This window comes from Aliiroseovarius sp. (assembly GCF_965228805.1).
Classification (GTDB): Bacteria; Pseudomonadota; Alphaproteobacteria; order Rhodobacterales; family Rhodobacteraceae; genus JASBTN01.
The window spans coordinates 3,859,734-3,874,398 of sequence record NZ_CBDDIE010000003.1 but is presented as its reverse complement, the minus strand read 5'-3'; the positions used below and the strand labels follow the sequence as shown (position 1 = coordinate 3,874,398).

The window sequence follows — 14,665 nt, the reverse complement described above, 5'->3', positions numbered from 1 at the left end:
CCCTTTGTTTCATGGGGTTCGTCGCACCACCGCTAACCGCCCGTTCATCTCTCTGACGTAGACAGGACCCGAAGGAAATATCGGGGACAGAGACATGAAGCGGGCGCTTTCGGTCAGTACTCTTGCAAAATACATCGTCATTCTGATTGCCGGGACTGGGGTCTTCCTGTCTGCGGCATCGACCTATCTGTTCTTCCTGGCGTCAGGCAGCCAGGAAGCATGGCGCAGCTACCAGCACGCTTCCGCTACGCGGGCACGGGCGGTGAATTCCGTCGTGTCCGCATTGGGGTACGGTGGCATGATCCACCAGTTCAAGAATTACGTGTTGCGCCAGGATGCAACGCGCGTGCGAAAGGTGGAATCGGCTGCTGGCGGCGTGCTCGGTGCGCTCGACAATCTCGAAGCGATGGGTGGCACAGCCGAAGAGATCGCCGCCGTTGCGGAAATCCGCGACGTGGTCACGAATTACCTGTCCGCACTCGAAAGCGCCGAGGGGCTGGTTGCGTTGGGGGTCACGGCCAAGGAACTGGACGGACAGGTCAAGATCGACGATGGCCCTGCGTTGGTGGCGCTCAACTTGATGTTCGAACGGGTGCAGGCCGATGATCTGGGTGGGGCGGCCACAAAAAGCGTACATCTGGTCGAGCTGCGTCGCGCCCTGGGCTATGGTGGCATGATCCACCAGTTCAAGAACTATGTGCTACGCCAGGACGAGGCACGTGTGGCCAAGGTTCAGGCCGATATGGCAGCGGCGCGCGACGCCCTGGCGGCCTATGAGACCTTTCCGCTGGACACCCGTGAACGCACCGCCCTGGCCGATATCGCCGGGGTCATTGACGCCTACGACGCCGGGCTGGGCAAGGTGCAGGGGCTTGCGCGCAATGGCGCTTCGCCGGAAGAAATCGACAGCGTGGTCAAGGTCTCTGACGGTCCGGCGCTTGATGGGATGCGCATGCTGGAACGCGTGGTATCCGAGGAAACCGCCCAGGCGCGGGGCCAGTTGGAGGAAAAGCTGTCGATGACCCGGCTCCTGACCCTGCTGGCGGCGATCTGGGTGATCGTCTCGTCGATCATTGCCTCTGTGATCTGTGCGCGGGTGGTGTTGTTCATGATCGCCAAACCCGCGCAGAGGATTGCGCATGAAATCAATAAGCTGGCCGAGGGGGATACGGAGATCGACGTGGAGCGCATGGTGCAGGACACGGAGATCGGCGCGATTGCAAAATCAGCCCTGGCCTTCCGTCAAAACATCCTCGACACCCGCCGGATGGAGGCCGAGAAACGCGAGGCTGACCAGCGCGAGAAGGAGCTTCTGGAACGCAATGTCGCGGCCGAACGCGAGGCGCGGGAAGAGGCTGCACGTACCGCAGAAGCCGAACGCAAACAGCTTGCCGAGTTCGAGGCGGTGCAGAGCAGCATCAGTACGGTCATGTCCGAAGCCATTCGCGGAAACTTTGCGGCCCGGGCCGACACACGGGTCAGCGACCCCAACCTTCACGCTCTTGTCGAGGCCGTGAACAGCCTTCTTGGGGGCGTGGAAGAGAGCCTGGAAAGCGCAGGTGACGTGCTCAAGGACCTCGCGCGGGGCAACCTGCGCACCCGGATGGACGGGGAGTATGAAGGCGTCTTTGCCGAACTTCAGGGCAACATGAACCAGACCCTGGAAACCCTGGAGGTCATGGTTGAGGAGATCTCGAAAAGCGGTCAGACCGTGTCGCAGAAATCGGACGAGATTCAGGCTTCGGCGGATGATCTGGCCCGGCGCACGGAAAAGAGTGCCGCAGGGCTGGAAGAAGCCGCTGCGGCCCTGGAAGAGATCAGTGCGACCGTGCAATCCGTGTCGGAAAACATCGCCAGCGCCAGCAGTTCGGCCACCTCGGCCGAAGAGAATGCACGCGCCAGTGCCGTGGTGGCGGAACGCGCGGTATCGTCGCTGGACGAGGCGTCGCAGACCACCCGCAACATCAACCGTATTGTTGGTGTGATCGAGGATATTTCGTTCCAGATCAACCTGTTGGCTCTTAATGCTGGGGTCGAGGCGGCCCGAGCCGGTGAAAGCGGGCGTGGCTTCGCCGTGGTCGCGTCCGAGGTGCGCGCGCTGGCGCAGCGCTCTGCCGATGCGGTGGGTGAAATATCTACGGTCATCGCTGACAGCACCCAGGCGGTGGACAAGAGCGTGGCGATGGTGGCCGAGGCGATGCAGGCGGTCAGCGAAGTGACCGAGGCAATCGTCACGATCTCGAAGCAGACCGCCGAGGCTTCAGATGCGGTTGATCAACAGGCGATCGGCATTTCCGAGGTCAATGCGGTGATCAGCGAGTTGGACGGGACCACCCAGGTCAACGCGGCCATGTTCGAACAGGTCACGGCCTCCAGCCACACCCTTCGCAGCGAGGCGAATATGCTGGATCACGCCCTGGCCCGGTTCAACGCCAGTGGCGCCGAGGTCGAGGCAGATGCGCAATGGGTGCGCGCGCAATCCGAACCTGCCGTTCCCCCAAAGGCTGTACAGGGCTGATCTGCTTCGGGGTCGGCTTTGCTAGAGCGACCGGTGCTAGACGACGTCAATCGCGGAATACCGGCGGTCGTTTCTGCATCCCGGCCATGACGGCTTCCATCTGGTTGGGCTGGCCGACCAGGGCCTCCTGCGCTGCGCTTTCGGCGATTAGCGTGCCCTCGATGCTGGTGAGCTCGGTTTCCGTGATCAGAGCCTTTGCCGCCCGCACAGCATCGGGGGACCGCGCGGCGATCTCGGTGGCCAGACTCTGGGCGCGCAGCAGGGGGTCTTCGGCCAGCTCGGTCACAAAGCCCCAGGCCTGGGCGTCGTCCGCCGCGAATTGCTCCGCCGTGTATGTCAGGCGGCGAATGACATCCCCGCGTGCCAGGCGGCGCATCAGCACCATGCCGCCCATGTCGGGCACCAGGCCCCAGCGCCCCTCCATGATCGAGAAACGTGTCTGTGGGGCGGCCACCCGTATGTCGGCGCCCAGCATGATCTGGAACCCGCCCCCGAATGCGTAGCCGTGAACGGCTGCAATCACCGGTTGCGGCAGCTCGGCCCAAGCCATCGCAGTGGCCTGAAACAGGTTCGAGGCGCCATGGGTGCGGGTCTGAAATCCGGCCTCGCCCGCCACCTTGGCCAGCACCGGCATGGCGGCCACATCGAGCCCGGCACAGAAGGCTTCGCCCGCGCCGGTCAGAACCACGGCGCGAATATCGCGTCGGTCCTTCAGGTTTTCCGCCGCCGCGACGATGCCTTCGATCATTGGCAGGTCCAGCGCGTTGCGCTTGTCCGGGCGTGACAGGGTCACAGTGGCCACCTGGCCGGTCTCAGAAATGGTCACGCGGTCGCTCATCGGGGCCTCCTTGTTTGCATCGAGTAAAACGGGTTGCGGGGTGAAACCCAAGCCTCACGTCACGGCAGTCAACCAGGTGTCGTCAGGGGAACCGGCACCATCGTGCCCAGCAGCACGGCGATCTGCTTGCGGGTCTCGCCGGTCACCGCCCAGACCTCGGATTGCACGGTGATTAGGCGGCGGCCGGGGCGGATCACCCGCCCCTCGGCCAGAAGGTACTCGCCAACGGCCGGGGCCAGAAGGTTGATCTTGATCTCGGAGGTCACGACCTCGCTGTCGAGCCCCATGCAGGTCAGTGCCGCATAACCCGCCGCGCTGTCGCCGACCGAAAAGGTCAGCCCGGCATGGCCGAACCCCTGCTGCTGACGTGCGCCCGGCGGGATTGACGAACGGATGGTGCACCGCCCTTCGCCGAGCGCAATGACCTTGGCGCCCAGGGTCTCCATCATGCTCTGCTTGGCGAAACTTGCGCGCACGCGGGTGTCGATTGCCGGGTCCAGGGTCATGGGCGCCTCCTTTTCCCAAGCGGTAGCAGGGGGCTGGGTGGGGACAAAGCGTGACGTCCCGTTTCTTTTGTCGATTCAGCGCGGCATCGGGATCACATGCGGGGTGGTGCCGGTCAGTATGGCGCGCGCGTCAGAGCGCATCAGCCGGGTCAGCGCCGCGTCATCTGAGCGCAGCCCACCGGTATAGGTGCCGTAAGCGGGCAGGATCACCCGGTCGCTGTCGACCAGCGCGCAGGCACGGGTGACCGACCGACCGCGCAGGCGCACCCGCGCCTTGGGGTGGTAATGTCCCGAAATCTCGCCTGCCGCGCCGGGCCGGGCGATGTGGCGGAAAGAAAGCGGCGGGCTGTGCAGCTCGGCCAGGTGGGTGCCGCCGAATTCGACCGGGCCGGGATCGTGGTTGCCTTCGATCCAGACCCAACGCCGTCCGGCCATGAGGCGGGCGAGCCATAGCGCCTCGTCTTCGGGCAGGCCCCGCGCGGCATCCAGGTCGTCGAAACTGTCACCCAGGCAGACCACGCTGCGCGCGCCGGTGGCCTCGATGTCGGCCTCCAGCCGGGCCAACGTGTCGCGGGTCTCATAGGGGGGCAGCATGTCGCCGCCGCGCCGCGCCATGCGTTCGGATTTGCCCAGATGCAGGTCCGAGACGCAGAGCAACCGGGCCTCGCCCCACAACAGCGCGCCGGAGCCCAGCAGGGTCAATTCGGTGCCGGCAAAGATGAAAGAGCGCCCGTTCATGATGTGTGCCTGCCGCGCCCGAACGAGAAAATCAAGCCAAACCCGCGGCCTGCATCAGGCTTTCGGCCTCGGCGGCCAGAAGCGCTTCGGCCCCGGCGCCCTCGACTGGAACCTTGCCGACCTCCAGGAACAGGGGCGCGGCGAAGGGCGGCACGCGGTCCAGCACCACGTGATCGACGCGCGCGCGGGTGCGTTCCAGCATCTCCTCGATCCGGGCAAAGCCGATCAGCCCGCGCATCGCCTCGTCACGGGTGATACGCAGCATCAGGTGGTCCGGGTCGTACTTGCGCAGCGTGTCGTAAAGGATGTCCGAGCTGAAGGTCGCCTGGCGCCCGGTCTTTCGCTTGCCCGGCAGGTTGCGGGTGATCAGCCCGGCGATGGTGGCGGTGGCGCGAAAACCGCGTTTCATCAGCGCGTTTTCGGCAAGCCATCCGTCGAGCCCGTCGCGTAGCCCCTCCGGCTCCAGCAGGGAGGCGGGGTCGCCCATTGGCTCGATCGACCAGATCAGCGTGGCGTAGTCGGTAGCGACGAAGCCCAGGGGGCCAAGTCCGGCCTCCTCCATCCTTCGGGTTAGCAGCAACCCCAGGGTCTGCATCGCATTCTTGCCGACAAAGCCGTAAACGCAGCTGTGTGCCCGGCCTTCATATTCGAAGCTTTCGACCAGGATGCGGCCGGGGCGGGGCAGTTGCGAGCTGGATTTCTGCAAGGAAATCCAGTCTCTTGTGTGGTCGGGTAGGGCGGAGGTGTCGCCGTGCAGCAGCTCGAGAATACGTGCGGAGAGCTGCGTTGAGGTCGAGAATTTTGTCCCCATGAACACCGCGACCTTGGGTTTTCGGCCGCGGTCGCGGCTGACCTGAACCTCCATCTCGCGCAGGGTTTCGAACCGCACGATCTGGCCGCCGATCAGGAATGTGTCGCCGGGCACGAGCGAGGCGGCGAAACCTTCCTCGACCTCGCCAAGCGGCTTTCCCCCGCGGCCCTTCATGCGAACCTTCAGCGTGTCGGTGTCCTGGATCGTGCCGATGTTCATGCGCACCTGTTGGGCGTGGCGCGGGTCGCGCAGCTGCCAGAGCCCGTCGGGGCGTTGTTGCAGTCGCTTCCATTGAGCATAGGCTTTCAGCGCATAGCCGCCGGTGGCCACGAAATCGAGACAGTCGTCGAACTCCGCGCGGGTCAGCCCAGCGTAGGCGCCAGCGCTGCGTATTTCCTGGAACAGCTGAGCTGCGTCGAAGGGTGCGGCGCAGGCGGTGATCATGATGTGCTGGCACAACACGTCGCGCGGGCCGGGGCCGCGCGGGTCGCCGTCCAGGTCATGCGCCAGGGCGGCCTCGATCGCGGCCTGACATTCGATGACTTCCCAGCGATTTGCAGGCAATAACAAGGCCTTGGAGGGGGCGTTGTAGCGGTGGTTCGCTCGCCCGATCCGTTGCACCAGACGCTTGACGTTCTTGGGCGTGCCCACCTGGATCACAAGGTCCACATCGCCCCAGTCGAGCCCCAGGTCCAGCGATCCGGTGCAGACGATGGCGCGCAGCTGACCCGCGACCATCGCCGCCTCGACTTTCTCGCGGGCGTTGCGGGACAGGGAGCCATGGTGGATCCCGATGGGCAGATTGTCGGTGTTTTCCAGCCATAGGTGGTGAAAGAAGATCTCGGCCTGGGCGCGGGTGTTGTGAAAGATCAGCGTGGTCTTGTGCTGCCGCACCTGTTCCAGCACCTCGGCCATCGCGTATTTGCCGCCGCCACCGGACCAGGGTGGCGGGGCTTCGGTACGCAGCATGGCGATGTCCGGATCCGGGCCGGGATCGGCGGTGAGGATGTCGCAAGGTGCGGGGTGAGGCGCGAAATAGTTTGCCAGGGCGGGCGGGTCCTCGACCGTGGCGGACAGGCCGACGCGGCGAAGGTCTGGGCGCAGCGCGGCCAGCCGGGTGAGGCAGAGCATCAGCTGATCGCCGCGTTTACTCTCCGCCAGCGCATGCAGCTCGTCCACCACCACCCGTTTCAGCCCGGCAAAAATGTGCGGGGCATCTTCGTAGGACAGAAGCAGCGCGAGGCTTTCCGGCGTGGTCAGCAGGATATGCGGCGGATCGGCGCGCTGGGCCTTCTTGCGGGTTTGCGAGGTGTCGCCGGACCGGTCCTCGACCCGCACCGGCAGGCCCATATCCTCGATCGGGCGCGTCAGATTGCGACGCATGTCGGCGGCCAGGGCCTTGAGCGGCGAAATGTATAAAGTGTGCAACCCCTGGACCGGATTATCGGCCAACTCGACCAGCGAAGGCAGGAAACCTGCAAGCGTCTTGCCGCCGCCTGTGGGTGCAATCAGCATCAGGGCAGGGTCGGCAGCGCGCTCCAGCATCGTGATTTGATGCGGATGCGGCTGCCAGCCACGGGCAGCGAACCAGTCGGAAAATCGGGTTGGCAGGGCGCTCATGCGGGGACTGTAGCGCGGGGCGAAAAAAAACGCACGAGCGGGCGACGGAACCGGTGTGGATATCCGTTCATCTGGAAAGAGTGATGGAGATGACAATGAAATCCCTGCGCAGATGGGCCACGCCCCTGACCATCGCCAGTTTCCTGATCATGGGAGTGACCGGCACGCTGATGTTCTTTCACCTGGAAACCACGCTGGGCAAGGTGGTGCATGAATGGGCCGGCTGGGCCATGCTGCTGGGTGTCGGCGCGCATCTGGCGCTGAACTGGCGCCCCTTTACCACTTATCTGAAACGTCCGCTGGCGATGGGGATCATGGGCGTCGGCACAGCGCTGCTGGTGATGACTTTTCTGCCCTTGGGGCCAGAGGGCGGCAACCCGATGATGGCCGTCGTTCAGGCTGTGGAACAGGCCGACATGGAGACGGTCATCGCCCTGTCCGGCCAGGAGCTGGACGCTGGGCTGACCGCGTTGAAGGAGGCAGGCTTTGAGGCCGAAGCGGGCCAGAGCATTCGCGACCTGGCAGAAGGGGACCGCGGCGTACAGATGCAGATGATCCAAACCTTGTTCACGCGCTGAGATTTAGCGGGTGAACAGGTGAGGCGGCGCCTCGGTGCGCGTGGGCGCCGCCTCGTTTTGTCAGTGTTCGATATGCTCTTCGCGCACAAACATATTGGCCCAGGCGCGGTCGATCAGCTCGGGGCTCATCTGGCGCGGAATGCCCTCGAACTCGCAAATGGCGATCATCTGGTCGATCAGGAAGATCGGCTGGTAGTTCGCATAGATATTGTCGATGGTCGGGTATTTCTTCTTGAGAAGATGCACCAGAGCGGCCTCGTCCAGCGGCATCTTCCTCTTGCGCGCGACCATGGCGAAGATCTTCAGGTAATCTTCCTGGGTCGGCCCGTCGATCTTGATCTTGAAGAAGATCCGGCGCAGCGCCGCCTTATCGAAGATCTCGTTCGGGTGGAAGTTGGTCGAGAAGATGACCAGCGTGTCGAAGGGCACCTCGAATTTTTCGCCGGACTGAAGCGCCAGGATGTCCTTGCTTTCTTCCAGGGGCACGATCCAGCGGTTGATCAGCGCCTGGGGCGGTTCGGCCTGGCGGCCAAGGTCGTCGACGATGAAGACGCCGCCGGTGGATTTCAGCTGCAGGGGTGCCTGGTAGGTGCGTGAGGTGGCATTGTAGACAAGGTCGAGCATGTCCAGTGACAGCTCGCCCCCGGTGATCACAGTAGGCCGCTCGCAAAGCACATAGCGGCGGTCGTATTTCATCGAGCTGCGGCGCAGGGAGTTGCCGTCGTCCACCTGTTCCTCGGCCGAGCTGTGCACGATCGGGTCATAGACCGTAATCACCTGGCCAGAGTACTCGATGGCGCGGGGCACGTAGATCTTGTCGCCGAGCGCGTCGCGAATACCGTTTGAAATCGAGGATTTCCCGTTGCCCGGCGGGCCATACATCAGGATCGAGCGGCCCGAGCCCACCGCAGGCCCGAGGTGATCCAGGAGGTCATCGGGCAGGACCAGGTGACCCATGGCGCCGGTCAGCTGACCGCGGGTCATGGTGATGTTGCGGATCGACTGGCGTTTGACCTGTTTGCCGTATTCCTCCATCGGGATCGGCATTGCGCCGTAATATTCCGACTGCGACAGCGCGTCCAGCGCGCGGGCCTTGCCGGTATCGGTCAGCTGGTAGCCCATTTCGTTCGAGGTGGCGCCAGCGTGCAGCGTGCCCATCGCCTCGATCAGCCCCTGATCGCGGCTCATATCGATGAGTTCCTGCACCACCCGGCTGGGCAGGCAGAGCACCCTTTCCAATTCGGACACGAGGTCCAAGTTCATGCGAAACATCGTCTTCAGCAGGATGTCGCGCATCATCACGATGCTGAGCCCGGTATCGGACAGGTTGCGCGCGGGGGGAGGCGCGGGCACGGCGGCCGTCTGCATATTCATCTGATCTGCTCTTTTTGATGCCTGATTTTTTCCGTGATTCTACCCTTCATGGGCCATCTGGACAACAAAAACCGCTGGCAGGGCTTTTCCGAGGCTTAGTCTGCGCCGATAGTGTTGCCAGACGGTTAACGGGACAGGGTGCGAGGGCTGGCAATGGAACGACCGAATGCGGTGATCCTGGCGGGGGGGCTGTGCGCGCTGTTTATCCTGCTGGCGGGGGCGTCGGTTGCGCCCGGAGCACTGTTCGTGGGCAAGCACGAAGGCGACACGTTCCATATGGTCGATGTGCTGATGCGCATGGCGAGCGGTGAGCGGCCACATCTGGATTTCGTCACCCCGATCGGTATTGGTGCCTTTGCTCCCATCCTGTTGTTCCTGAAAGCAGGTTTCGGCGTGGGACAGGCGATGATCCTGGGTCAGGTGCTGGTTGCGGCCCTGGCGTTTCCAGCGGTCTGGTGGGTCGCCTCCAGCCGGTTTTCCGGGGGCTGGGCCGCGGGTTTCGGGGCCGTTGTCCTGGTGCTGTTCCTGGGGTTGGTGCATGGCACGACGGAGCCCAGTGTCAGCATGTCGATGCATTACAATCGCTGGGCCTGGGCGGCGGCCTTCCTGGTGTTGGCCACGGCGCTGTTGCCAAACCGGGGGAATGACCATCCGGTGGCGGATGGTCTGGTGATCGGGCTGGGCCTGTCGCTGATGGCGCTGACCAAGGTGACTTTCTTTGCCGCTTTCGCACTGCCCGTGCTTGCGGCCCTGTTGGCCCGTGGCGCGCTGCGCAGCCTTGGCGTTGCGGTTGCGGCGGGGCTGGTTGTAGCGCTGGCCGTCACCGGGCTGATGAGCATCGAGTTCTGGATGGCCTGGATCGGAGATCTGCAGCAGGTTTCGGCCAGCCCGGTGCGCCCGCAGCCAGGCATGAGCCTGGGCCAGGTGATCAGCGCACCCTCGCATATGGCGGGCACGCTGGTGCTGATCTTTGCGGTGGTTCTGCTGCGCCAAGGGGAACGTCCTGCGGAGGGGCTGCTTTTGCTGCTGCTGGCGCCCGGGTTCCTCTATGTCACCTGGCAGAATGCCGAAAATGATCCGCAATGGCTGATGTTGCTGGGCTTTCTGCTGTTTGCCCTGGTGCCGCCGCGGGAGTTACATAATGTGCTGGGATGGAATGTGACTGCCGGGATTGGATACCTTGGCATGGCGGCCATCGTCCTGGCCGCGCCCAGTTTCATCAATATGGGCTGGAGCGCGTTTCGCCATCTGAATACGGACCGCGCGGCTTACATGCCGATGCTGCCGGGGGGGGAGGCGCATGAGGACCTGCAGGTTGCCAAGTTGCGCAACCTGGATGTGGGTGCCTCGGTGCCCCTAGGCGTGCCTGGCGCGCCGGAGCGGGTCGAGGCCGTGTCGGTGAATGGCGAGGCGCTGCCGCTCTGCACGTTGGGCCTGGGCATGAGCCAGTGGGTGGCGACGATCTCGGACCAGCTGCGCGAGAGCGGCTTGGCGCGGGATCAGCAGATCTTTACCACCGACGTGTTGAACGTGACCTGGCTGAACGGGGCAGGGGAGCCGCTGGTAGGCGGCGCGCCCTGGTATTACGGCGGGCTCAGCGGGTTCGAGAATGCCGATCTGGTGCTGGTGCCGCTTTGCCCGATTGCGTCGCGCATGCGCAAGCTGATGCTGACCGAGATCGAGGCGGCGGGCGCGCAGTTGACCGAGATTGATCGCACCGATCTCTACATCCTCTATCGCAAGTGAAAACGGCCGGGGTTACCGGCCGTAGATCACCACGATCAAAAGATAAAACAGGATGATGCCTGAGATCACCAACCCCATCGGGAAGTCCTTGCGCTCCCAACTGTGCCAATCGGGCATGCGGGCGCGCAGGGCGGGGGTGTGAAGCACGGCCCGGTGCAGGGTAAAACCCGCCAGCAGGGTGGCCGTGGTCAGGATGATGATCAGCGGTAGATCCTGACGGTCGAACAGAGGAGCCGCCGCTGCGGCGTATTTCGCGTCACCCGCGCCCATCGCACCGGCGGCGAAGAACACATAGCAGATGGCCAGGATCACCGGCGCGTTGATCAGGCGAAACAGCCAGTCCATTGCGGGCATGGCCAGGAAGCCCAGTGGGATCGTGGTGATCAGCAGGGCCAGGACGGCCAGGTTCGGGATCTTCATACGCGCCAGATCGCTCCAAGCGGCCCAGATCGCGATCGGCAATACGACGGGCAGGAACCACCAGCCCGTCGAGGCCATCTGTACGGTGATCATCGCTCAGCCCGCGCTCACGCCGCCTTCCAACGCACGCAGGGCGCGCACGGCGGCTTCGAAATGCTGCGGATGGGTGTCGATGGCTTCTTTCAGCAGTGCACTGCCGGTCTGCACGTCGCCCTGTTTGATCGCCGACAGGGCCAGCGTGTGCAGAAGCTGCGCGCGCTCGGTCTGGGTCATCGCGATGATGGGCAGATCGTATTTGCGCTGCGCGCCGCGTGCCAGGACCAGGTTGTTCTTGGCGGTGAAGAGCTTGTCGTCATAGGTCAGCGCCTCGGTGAACAGCCGTTCGGCGCCCGCGAAATCGCCACGGGTCAGCTTGGAATAACCCCAGTTGTTCAACACGCCCGAGGGTTTGGTGGTCAGGCTGACGGCAGTTTCATAGAAACTGTCGGCGCGGTCCCATTCCTCGTTGCTGTCGGCGACCATGGCTTCAAGGCGGTAGCGCTTGTAGGTCTCGAAGGTGGGCGGGATCGTATCCAGCACCCGTTCCGCCTTGGCCCAGTCGCCAGCGCGGATATGGGCGTCGGCCAGGTCGACGCGATCCTCGTCGGTCGCCTCGTCGCTGTCGAGGATCTCGGCAAAGACCCGGGCCGCTTCGGGCGCCTTGCGGGCGCGGACCAGCGCCTTGCCCAATCCACGTTTCAGGTCGATCCGATCAGGCTGCGACTTGGAGGCACGGCGGAAATAGGCCACGGCCTCATCCGGGTCGCCCACGGTCAACATGATGTCGTTCAGATTGGCCTCGTCGATCACATTCACATCGGCGATCGCACGGGTGACCTCGGCATCGCTGCCGGGGCGCTGGCAGCCCGACAGGGCCACCGCTCCGCCAAGGCAGAGCGTTACAAGAATGGGATGGCGCATTTTGCGTCCTCTTACTGCTCGAACCCGCTTATGGCGTCGACAGAAGGAGGTAGTCCCCGGCCCCCCGGCGCACCAGTGCGAAATTTTCGTTTGTAGCCGGAGCATAGCCCGGATTTTCCACTTTGGCGAGCGCGTGGCGCAAATTCTCGCGAATTTCGGCAGATTGGCCACTATCGAGCCCGAAGGCGATGCGGAACACGCGCGCGGCCTCGGCCTCTTCGCCCTGTTCCATCAGCACGACGCCGAGGTTGTTCCAGGCAGGCGCAAAGCTGTCGTCCTTCTCAACCGCGCGGCGCAACATCTTTTCCGCCTGACCCAGGCGGCCCAGCATCAGGTTCGCCGAGCCCACGGCAGACAGCACATCGACGGTGGTGCTATGGTCCGCAGCCGAGCGCAGGTAGCTTTTCAGCGCCAGTTCATATTCGCCCGCCGCCATCAGGCGGTGGCCGACGATCAGCCCATCGACGCTTTCCTCGCCGCGCGGTACGCCAGAAGGCGCAAAGGGGCTGCCGTCATTCGGCAACCCCGTATTCGCACATCCCGCCAGCAGTGCCAGCGTGCATGTTAGTCCCACCCGTATGATGTTGACACCTCTTTAGAAATTGGCGTTCTGCAACGTCTGGTAAATCTCGAAGACCGACGGGCCGATCAGAATGATCAACAGCGGCGGCACGGTCAGCATCATAGTGGCAAGAGTCATCTTGGTGGGCAAGGTGTTTGCCTTCTCTTCGGCGCGCATGACGCGTTTGTCGCGCATTTCGCCGGCGTAGACCCGCAGCGCTTCGGCGATTGAGGTACCGAAGCTGGTCGATTGGATCAGCACGGTGACAAAGCTGGCCACGTCCGGCACGCCGGCCCGTTCGGCCATGTCGCGCAGCACCTGGATACGATCCTTACCGGCCTTCATCTCATGCGCGACGATCTCGAACTCGTCGGCCAGCGCCGGGTAGCCCGCGCGGATTTCGCGTGCCACGCGGATGATGGATTGGTCGAGCGACTGACCGGCCTCGACGCAGACCAGCATCATGTCCAGTGCGTCGGGGAAACCGTTGGTGATCTGTTCCTTGCGTTCCTCGACACGACGGGTCACCCAGTATTTGGGCAGGTAATAACCCGCGCCGCCGGGGATCAGTACCGACAGGATCATCTTTTGGGTCGAGACCTCTGCACCGGTGTTCTTTTGCAGGAAGACATAGCCGATGCCCAGCACGAGGAAGCCCAACCCAAGCGCGAACTGCGCGAAGTGGAACGTGCGCACCGCGTCCTTGCCGGGATATCCCGCCTGCAGGAGCTTGAGGCGCATGGCCGAGTATTCCTCTTCGTCCTGGGGTTCCAGGAAGCCCGAGAATTTCTCAAGCTTGTCATGTCCTTGCGCCGAACGCAGGGCCATCTTCGGGTCGGCCGCCGGGCGCTCGTTCGACTTTTTGAGTTTGTCGAGCGGGTCTTCTTCCTTGTTCATCAGAATGGGCAGGGCGCCCAGCACCAGGAACAGGCCCAGGATACCCACAGCCAGGACCGGCCCCAGCGGGCCCATCATGTCCGTCAGCATGGTGTTGATCTGTTCAAGCATCGGTAAGCCTCCTCAGACCTTGATGTTCACAAGCGCGCGCATCACGAAGACGTTTGCCACCAGGAAGCCGGCCACAACCAGGCAGGCGGGGATGAAGACGGCGGTTTCCTTCACGTCGTCGTAATAGTTCGGCTGGATCACGTTGATCATCACCAAAGCCACTAGCGGGAAGCCCGACAGGAAGGTGCCGGACCATTTGGCCTCGGCAGTGATGGCTTTCACGCGGCGAAACAGCTTGAAACGCGCCCGGATCACCTTGGCCAGACCATCAAGGATCTCGGCCAGGTTGCCGCCGGAGGTCTGCTGGATCGTCACAGCCACGGCGAGGAAGCGCAGATCCTGCATATCCATGCGTTCGGCCAGCGATTTCAGCGCCTCGCCCACATCGCGCCCATAAGCGCTTTCATCCGCGATCACGCCCATCTCGGATCCCAGCGGGTCGGGCACCTCCTTCGCGACGATCTGGATCGCCGAGCTGAACGGGTGGCCGACGCGCAAGCTGCGCACCATCAGCTCCACCGCATCCGGCAGCTGTTCCTCGATCATCGACAGGCGTTTCTTGGCGGTGTTGTTGATCCAGACATAGACGGCGCCCACACCCATCGCGATCGACACGGCGATGCGCACGGGCAGGCCGGCCTCGGTCCCGACGGTCAGGCCGACATAGGCGACCCCCATCAGCCCGACCATGACCATGATCAGCTGGTTGGGCGAAAAGGCGATATTGGCCTTCTGTGCCTTCAGCGCCAGCAGCGAATAGAGCGGAATGCCCTTCGCGTTCATGTGCTGCGACATTTCCTTGCGCAGCTGCTCCAGCACCTGTTCGCGGCCCGCACCTTTTTCGAGCATGTCGAGGCGGCGATTCACACGGCTGTTCAGGCTGATCGACTTGCCGAACACCATCAGGTAGACGGCGTTCACCAGGACGAGCACGGCCACGAAGATCAGGCCATAGATGAGCGGTTCTGCGGAAATGACCATGTCTG

The 14,665-nt window shown here is 63.6% G+C and carries 13 protein-coding genes; 3 read left to right on the top strand and 10 right to left on the bottom strand.

Translation table 11 applies throughout. The annotated features are described in order from the left end of the window. Positions 1 to 94 precede the first annotated feature (94 nt). Positions 95 to 2,518 carry a methyl-accepting chemotaxis protein gene (locus ACO07D_RS20110; RefSeq protein ID WP_421704705.1) on the top strand — a complete coding sequence of 808 codons (2,424 nt, stop codon included), beginning with the start codon at positions 95 to 97 and terminating at the stop codon, positions 2,516 to 2,518. A 46-nt stretch (positions 2,519 to 2,564) separates the two neighbouring features. On the opposite strand, the gene ACO07D_RS20105 is transcribed toward ACO07D_RS20110, so the two are convergent. The 4 genes from ACO07D_RS20105 to ACO07D_RS20090 form a co-directional block, all read right to left on the bottom strand. Further along, entirely contained in the window at positions 2,565 to 3,356 is a 792-nt protein-coding gene (locus ACO07D_RS20105) for a crotonase/enoyl-CoA hydratase family protein (protein WP_421704704.1), read from the bottom strand. A gap of 68 nt (positions 3,357 to 3,424) precedes the next feature. Beyond that, on the bottom strand, positions 3,425 to 3,856 hold the full coding sequence (locus ACO07D_RS20100) for a PaaI family thioesterase (RefSeq protein WP_421705079.1): 432 nt from the start codon (positions 3,854 to 3,856) through the stop codon (positions 3,425 to 3,427). An 81-nt stretch (positions 3,857 to 3,937) separates the two neighbouring features. Continuing rightward, on the bottom strand, positions 3,938 to 4,600 hold the full coding sequence (gene pdeM / locus ACO07D_RS20095) for a ligase-associated DNA damage response endonuclease PdeM (RefSeq protein ID WP_421704703.1): 663 nt from the start codon (positions 4,598 to 4,600) through the stop codon (positions 3,938 to 3,940). A gap of 31 nt (positions 4,601 to 4,631) precedes the next feature. Further along, on the bottom strand, positions 4,632 to 7,031 hold the full coding sequence (locus tag ACO07D_RS20090) for a ligase-associated DNA damage response DEXH box helicase (protein WP_421704702.1): 2,400 nt from the start codon (positions 7,029 to 7,031) through the stop codon (positions 4,632 to 4,634). A 95-nt stretch (positions 7,032 to 7,126) separates the two neighbouring features. Between ACO07D_RS20090 and ACO07D_RS20085 the strand changes: the two genes are divergently transcribed. Then, entirely contained in the window at positions 7,127 to 7,609 is a 483-nt protein-coding gene (locus ACO07D_RS20085; RefSeq protein WP_421704701.1) for a DUF4405 domain-containing protein, read from the top strand. Positions 7,610 to 7,669: 60 nt separating this feature from the next. Here ACO07D_RS20085 and ACO07D_RS20080 read toward each other — a convergent pair whose 3' ends face one another. Then, positions 7,670 to 8,983: an ATPase gene (locus ACO07D_RS20080; RefSeq protein ID WP_421704700.1), complete on the bottom strand. Its 1,314-nt coding sequence runs from the start codon at positions 8,981 to 8,983 to the stop codon at positions 7,670 to 7,672. 153 nt (positions 8,984 to 9,136) lie between these two features. Between ACO07D_RS20080 and ACO07D_RS20075 the strand changes: the two genes are divergently transcribed. After that, on the top strand, positions 9,137 to 10,729 hold the full coding sequence (locus tag ACO07D_RS20075; RefSeq protein WP_421704699.1) for a hypothetical protein: 1,593 nt from the start codon (positions 9,137 to 9,139) through the stop codon (positions 10,727 to 10,729). A gap of 12 nt (positions 10,730 to 10,741) precedes the next feature. On the opposite strand, the gene ACO07D_RS20070 is transcribed toward ACO07D_RS20075, so the two are convergent. From ACO07D_RS20070 to ACO07D_RS20050, 5 genes are read right to left on the bottom strand one after another with little or no spacing between them, the layout of a single operon-like run. Then, positions 10,742 to 11,242, bottom strand: a complete 501-nt coding sequence (locus ACO07D_RS20070) for a prepilin peptidase (protein WP_421704698.1) — start codon at positions 11,240 to 11,242, stop codon at positions 10,742 to 10,744. 3 nt (positions 11,243 to 11,245) lie between these two features. Further along, positions 11,246 to 12,109, bottom strand: a complete 864-nt coding sequence (locus tag ACO07D_RS20065; protein ID WP_421704697.1) for a tetratricopeptide repeat protein — start codon at positions 12,107 to 12,109, stop codon at positions 11,246 to 11,248. Positions 12,110 to 12,137: 28 nt separating this feature from the next. Further along, a complete protein-coding gene (locus ACO07D_RS20060; RefSeq protein WP_421705078.1) occupies positions 12,138 to 12,689 on the bottom strand; it encodes a tetratricopeptide repeat protein in 552 nt (183 codons plus the stop codon). 15 nt (positions 12,690 to 12,704) lie between these two features. Next, the gene (locus ACO07D_RS20055; protein ID WP_421704696.1) at positions 12,705 to 13,679 is read right to left on the bottom strand and encodes a type II secretion system F family protein; all 975 of its coding nucleotides are present in this window, start codon (positions 13,677 to 13,679) and stop codon (positions 12,705 to 12,707) included. Positions 13,680 to 13,691: 12 nt separating this feature from the next. Beyond that, positions 13,692 to 14,660, bottom strand: a complete 969-nt coding sequence (locus ACO07D_RS20050; protein ID WP_421704695.1) for a type II secretion system F family protein — start codon at positions 14,658 to 14,660, stop codon at positions 13,692 to 13,694. Positions 14,661 to 14,665 lie beyond the last annotated feature (5 nt).

Bases quoted from the DNA above. Each gene is read 5' to 3' on its own strand.
- ACO07D_RS20110 (WP_421704705.1), top strand. From the start codon at position 95: ATGAAGCGGGCGCTTTCGGTCAGTACTCTTGCAAAATACATCGTCATT.
- ACO07D_RS20105 (WP_421704704.1), bottom strand. From the start codon at position 3,356: ATGAGCGACCGCGTGACCATTTCTGAGACCGGCCAGGTGGCCACTGTG.
- pdeM (WP_421704703.1), bottom strand. From the start codon at position 4,600: ATGAACGGGCGCTCTTTCATCTTTGCCGGCACCGAATTGACCCTGCTG.
- ACO07D_RS20090 (WP_421704702.1), bottom strand. From the start codon at position 7,031: ATGAGCGCCCTGCCAACCCGATTTTCCGACTGGTTCGCTGCCCGTGGC.
- ACO07D_RS20085 (WP_421704701.1), top strand. From the start codon at position 7,127: ATGAAATCCCTGCGCAGATGGGCCACGCCCCTGACCATCGCCAGTTTC.
- ACO07D_RS20080 (WP_421704700.1), bottom strand. From the start codon at position 8,983: ATGAATATGCAGACGGCCGCCGTGCCCGCGCCTCCCCCCGCGCGCAAC.
- ACO07D_RS20075 (WP_421704699.1), top strand. From the start codon at position 9,137: ATGGAACGACCGAATGCGGTGATCCTGGCGGGGGGGCTGTGCGCGCTG.
- ACO07D_RS20070 (WP_421704698.1), bottom strand. From the start codon at position 11,242: ATGATCACCGTACAGATGGCCTCGACGGGCTGGTGGTTCCTGCCCGTC.
- ACO07D_RS20065 (WP_421704697.1), bottom strand. From the start codon at position 12,109: ATGCGCCATCCCATTCTTGTAACGCTCTGCCTTGGCGGAGCGGTGGCC.
- ACO07D_RS20055 (WP_421704696.1), bottom strand. From the start codon at position 13,679: ATGCTTGAACAGATCAACACCATGCTGACGGACATGATGGGCCCGCTG.
- ACO07D_RS20050 (WP_421704695.1), bottom strand. From the start codon at position 14,660: ATGGTCATTTCCGCAGAACCGCTCATCTATGGCCTGATCTTCGTGGCC.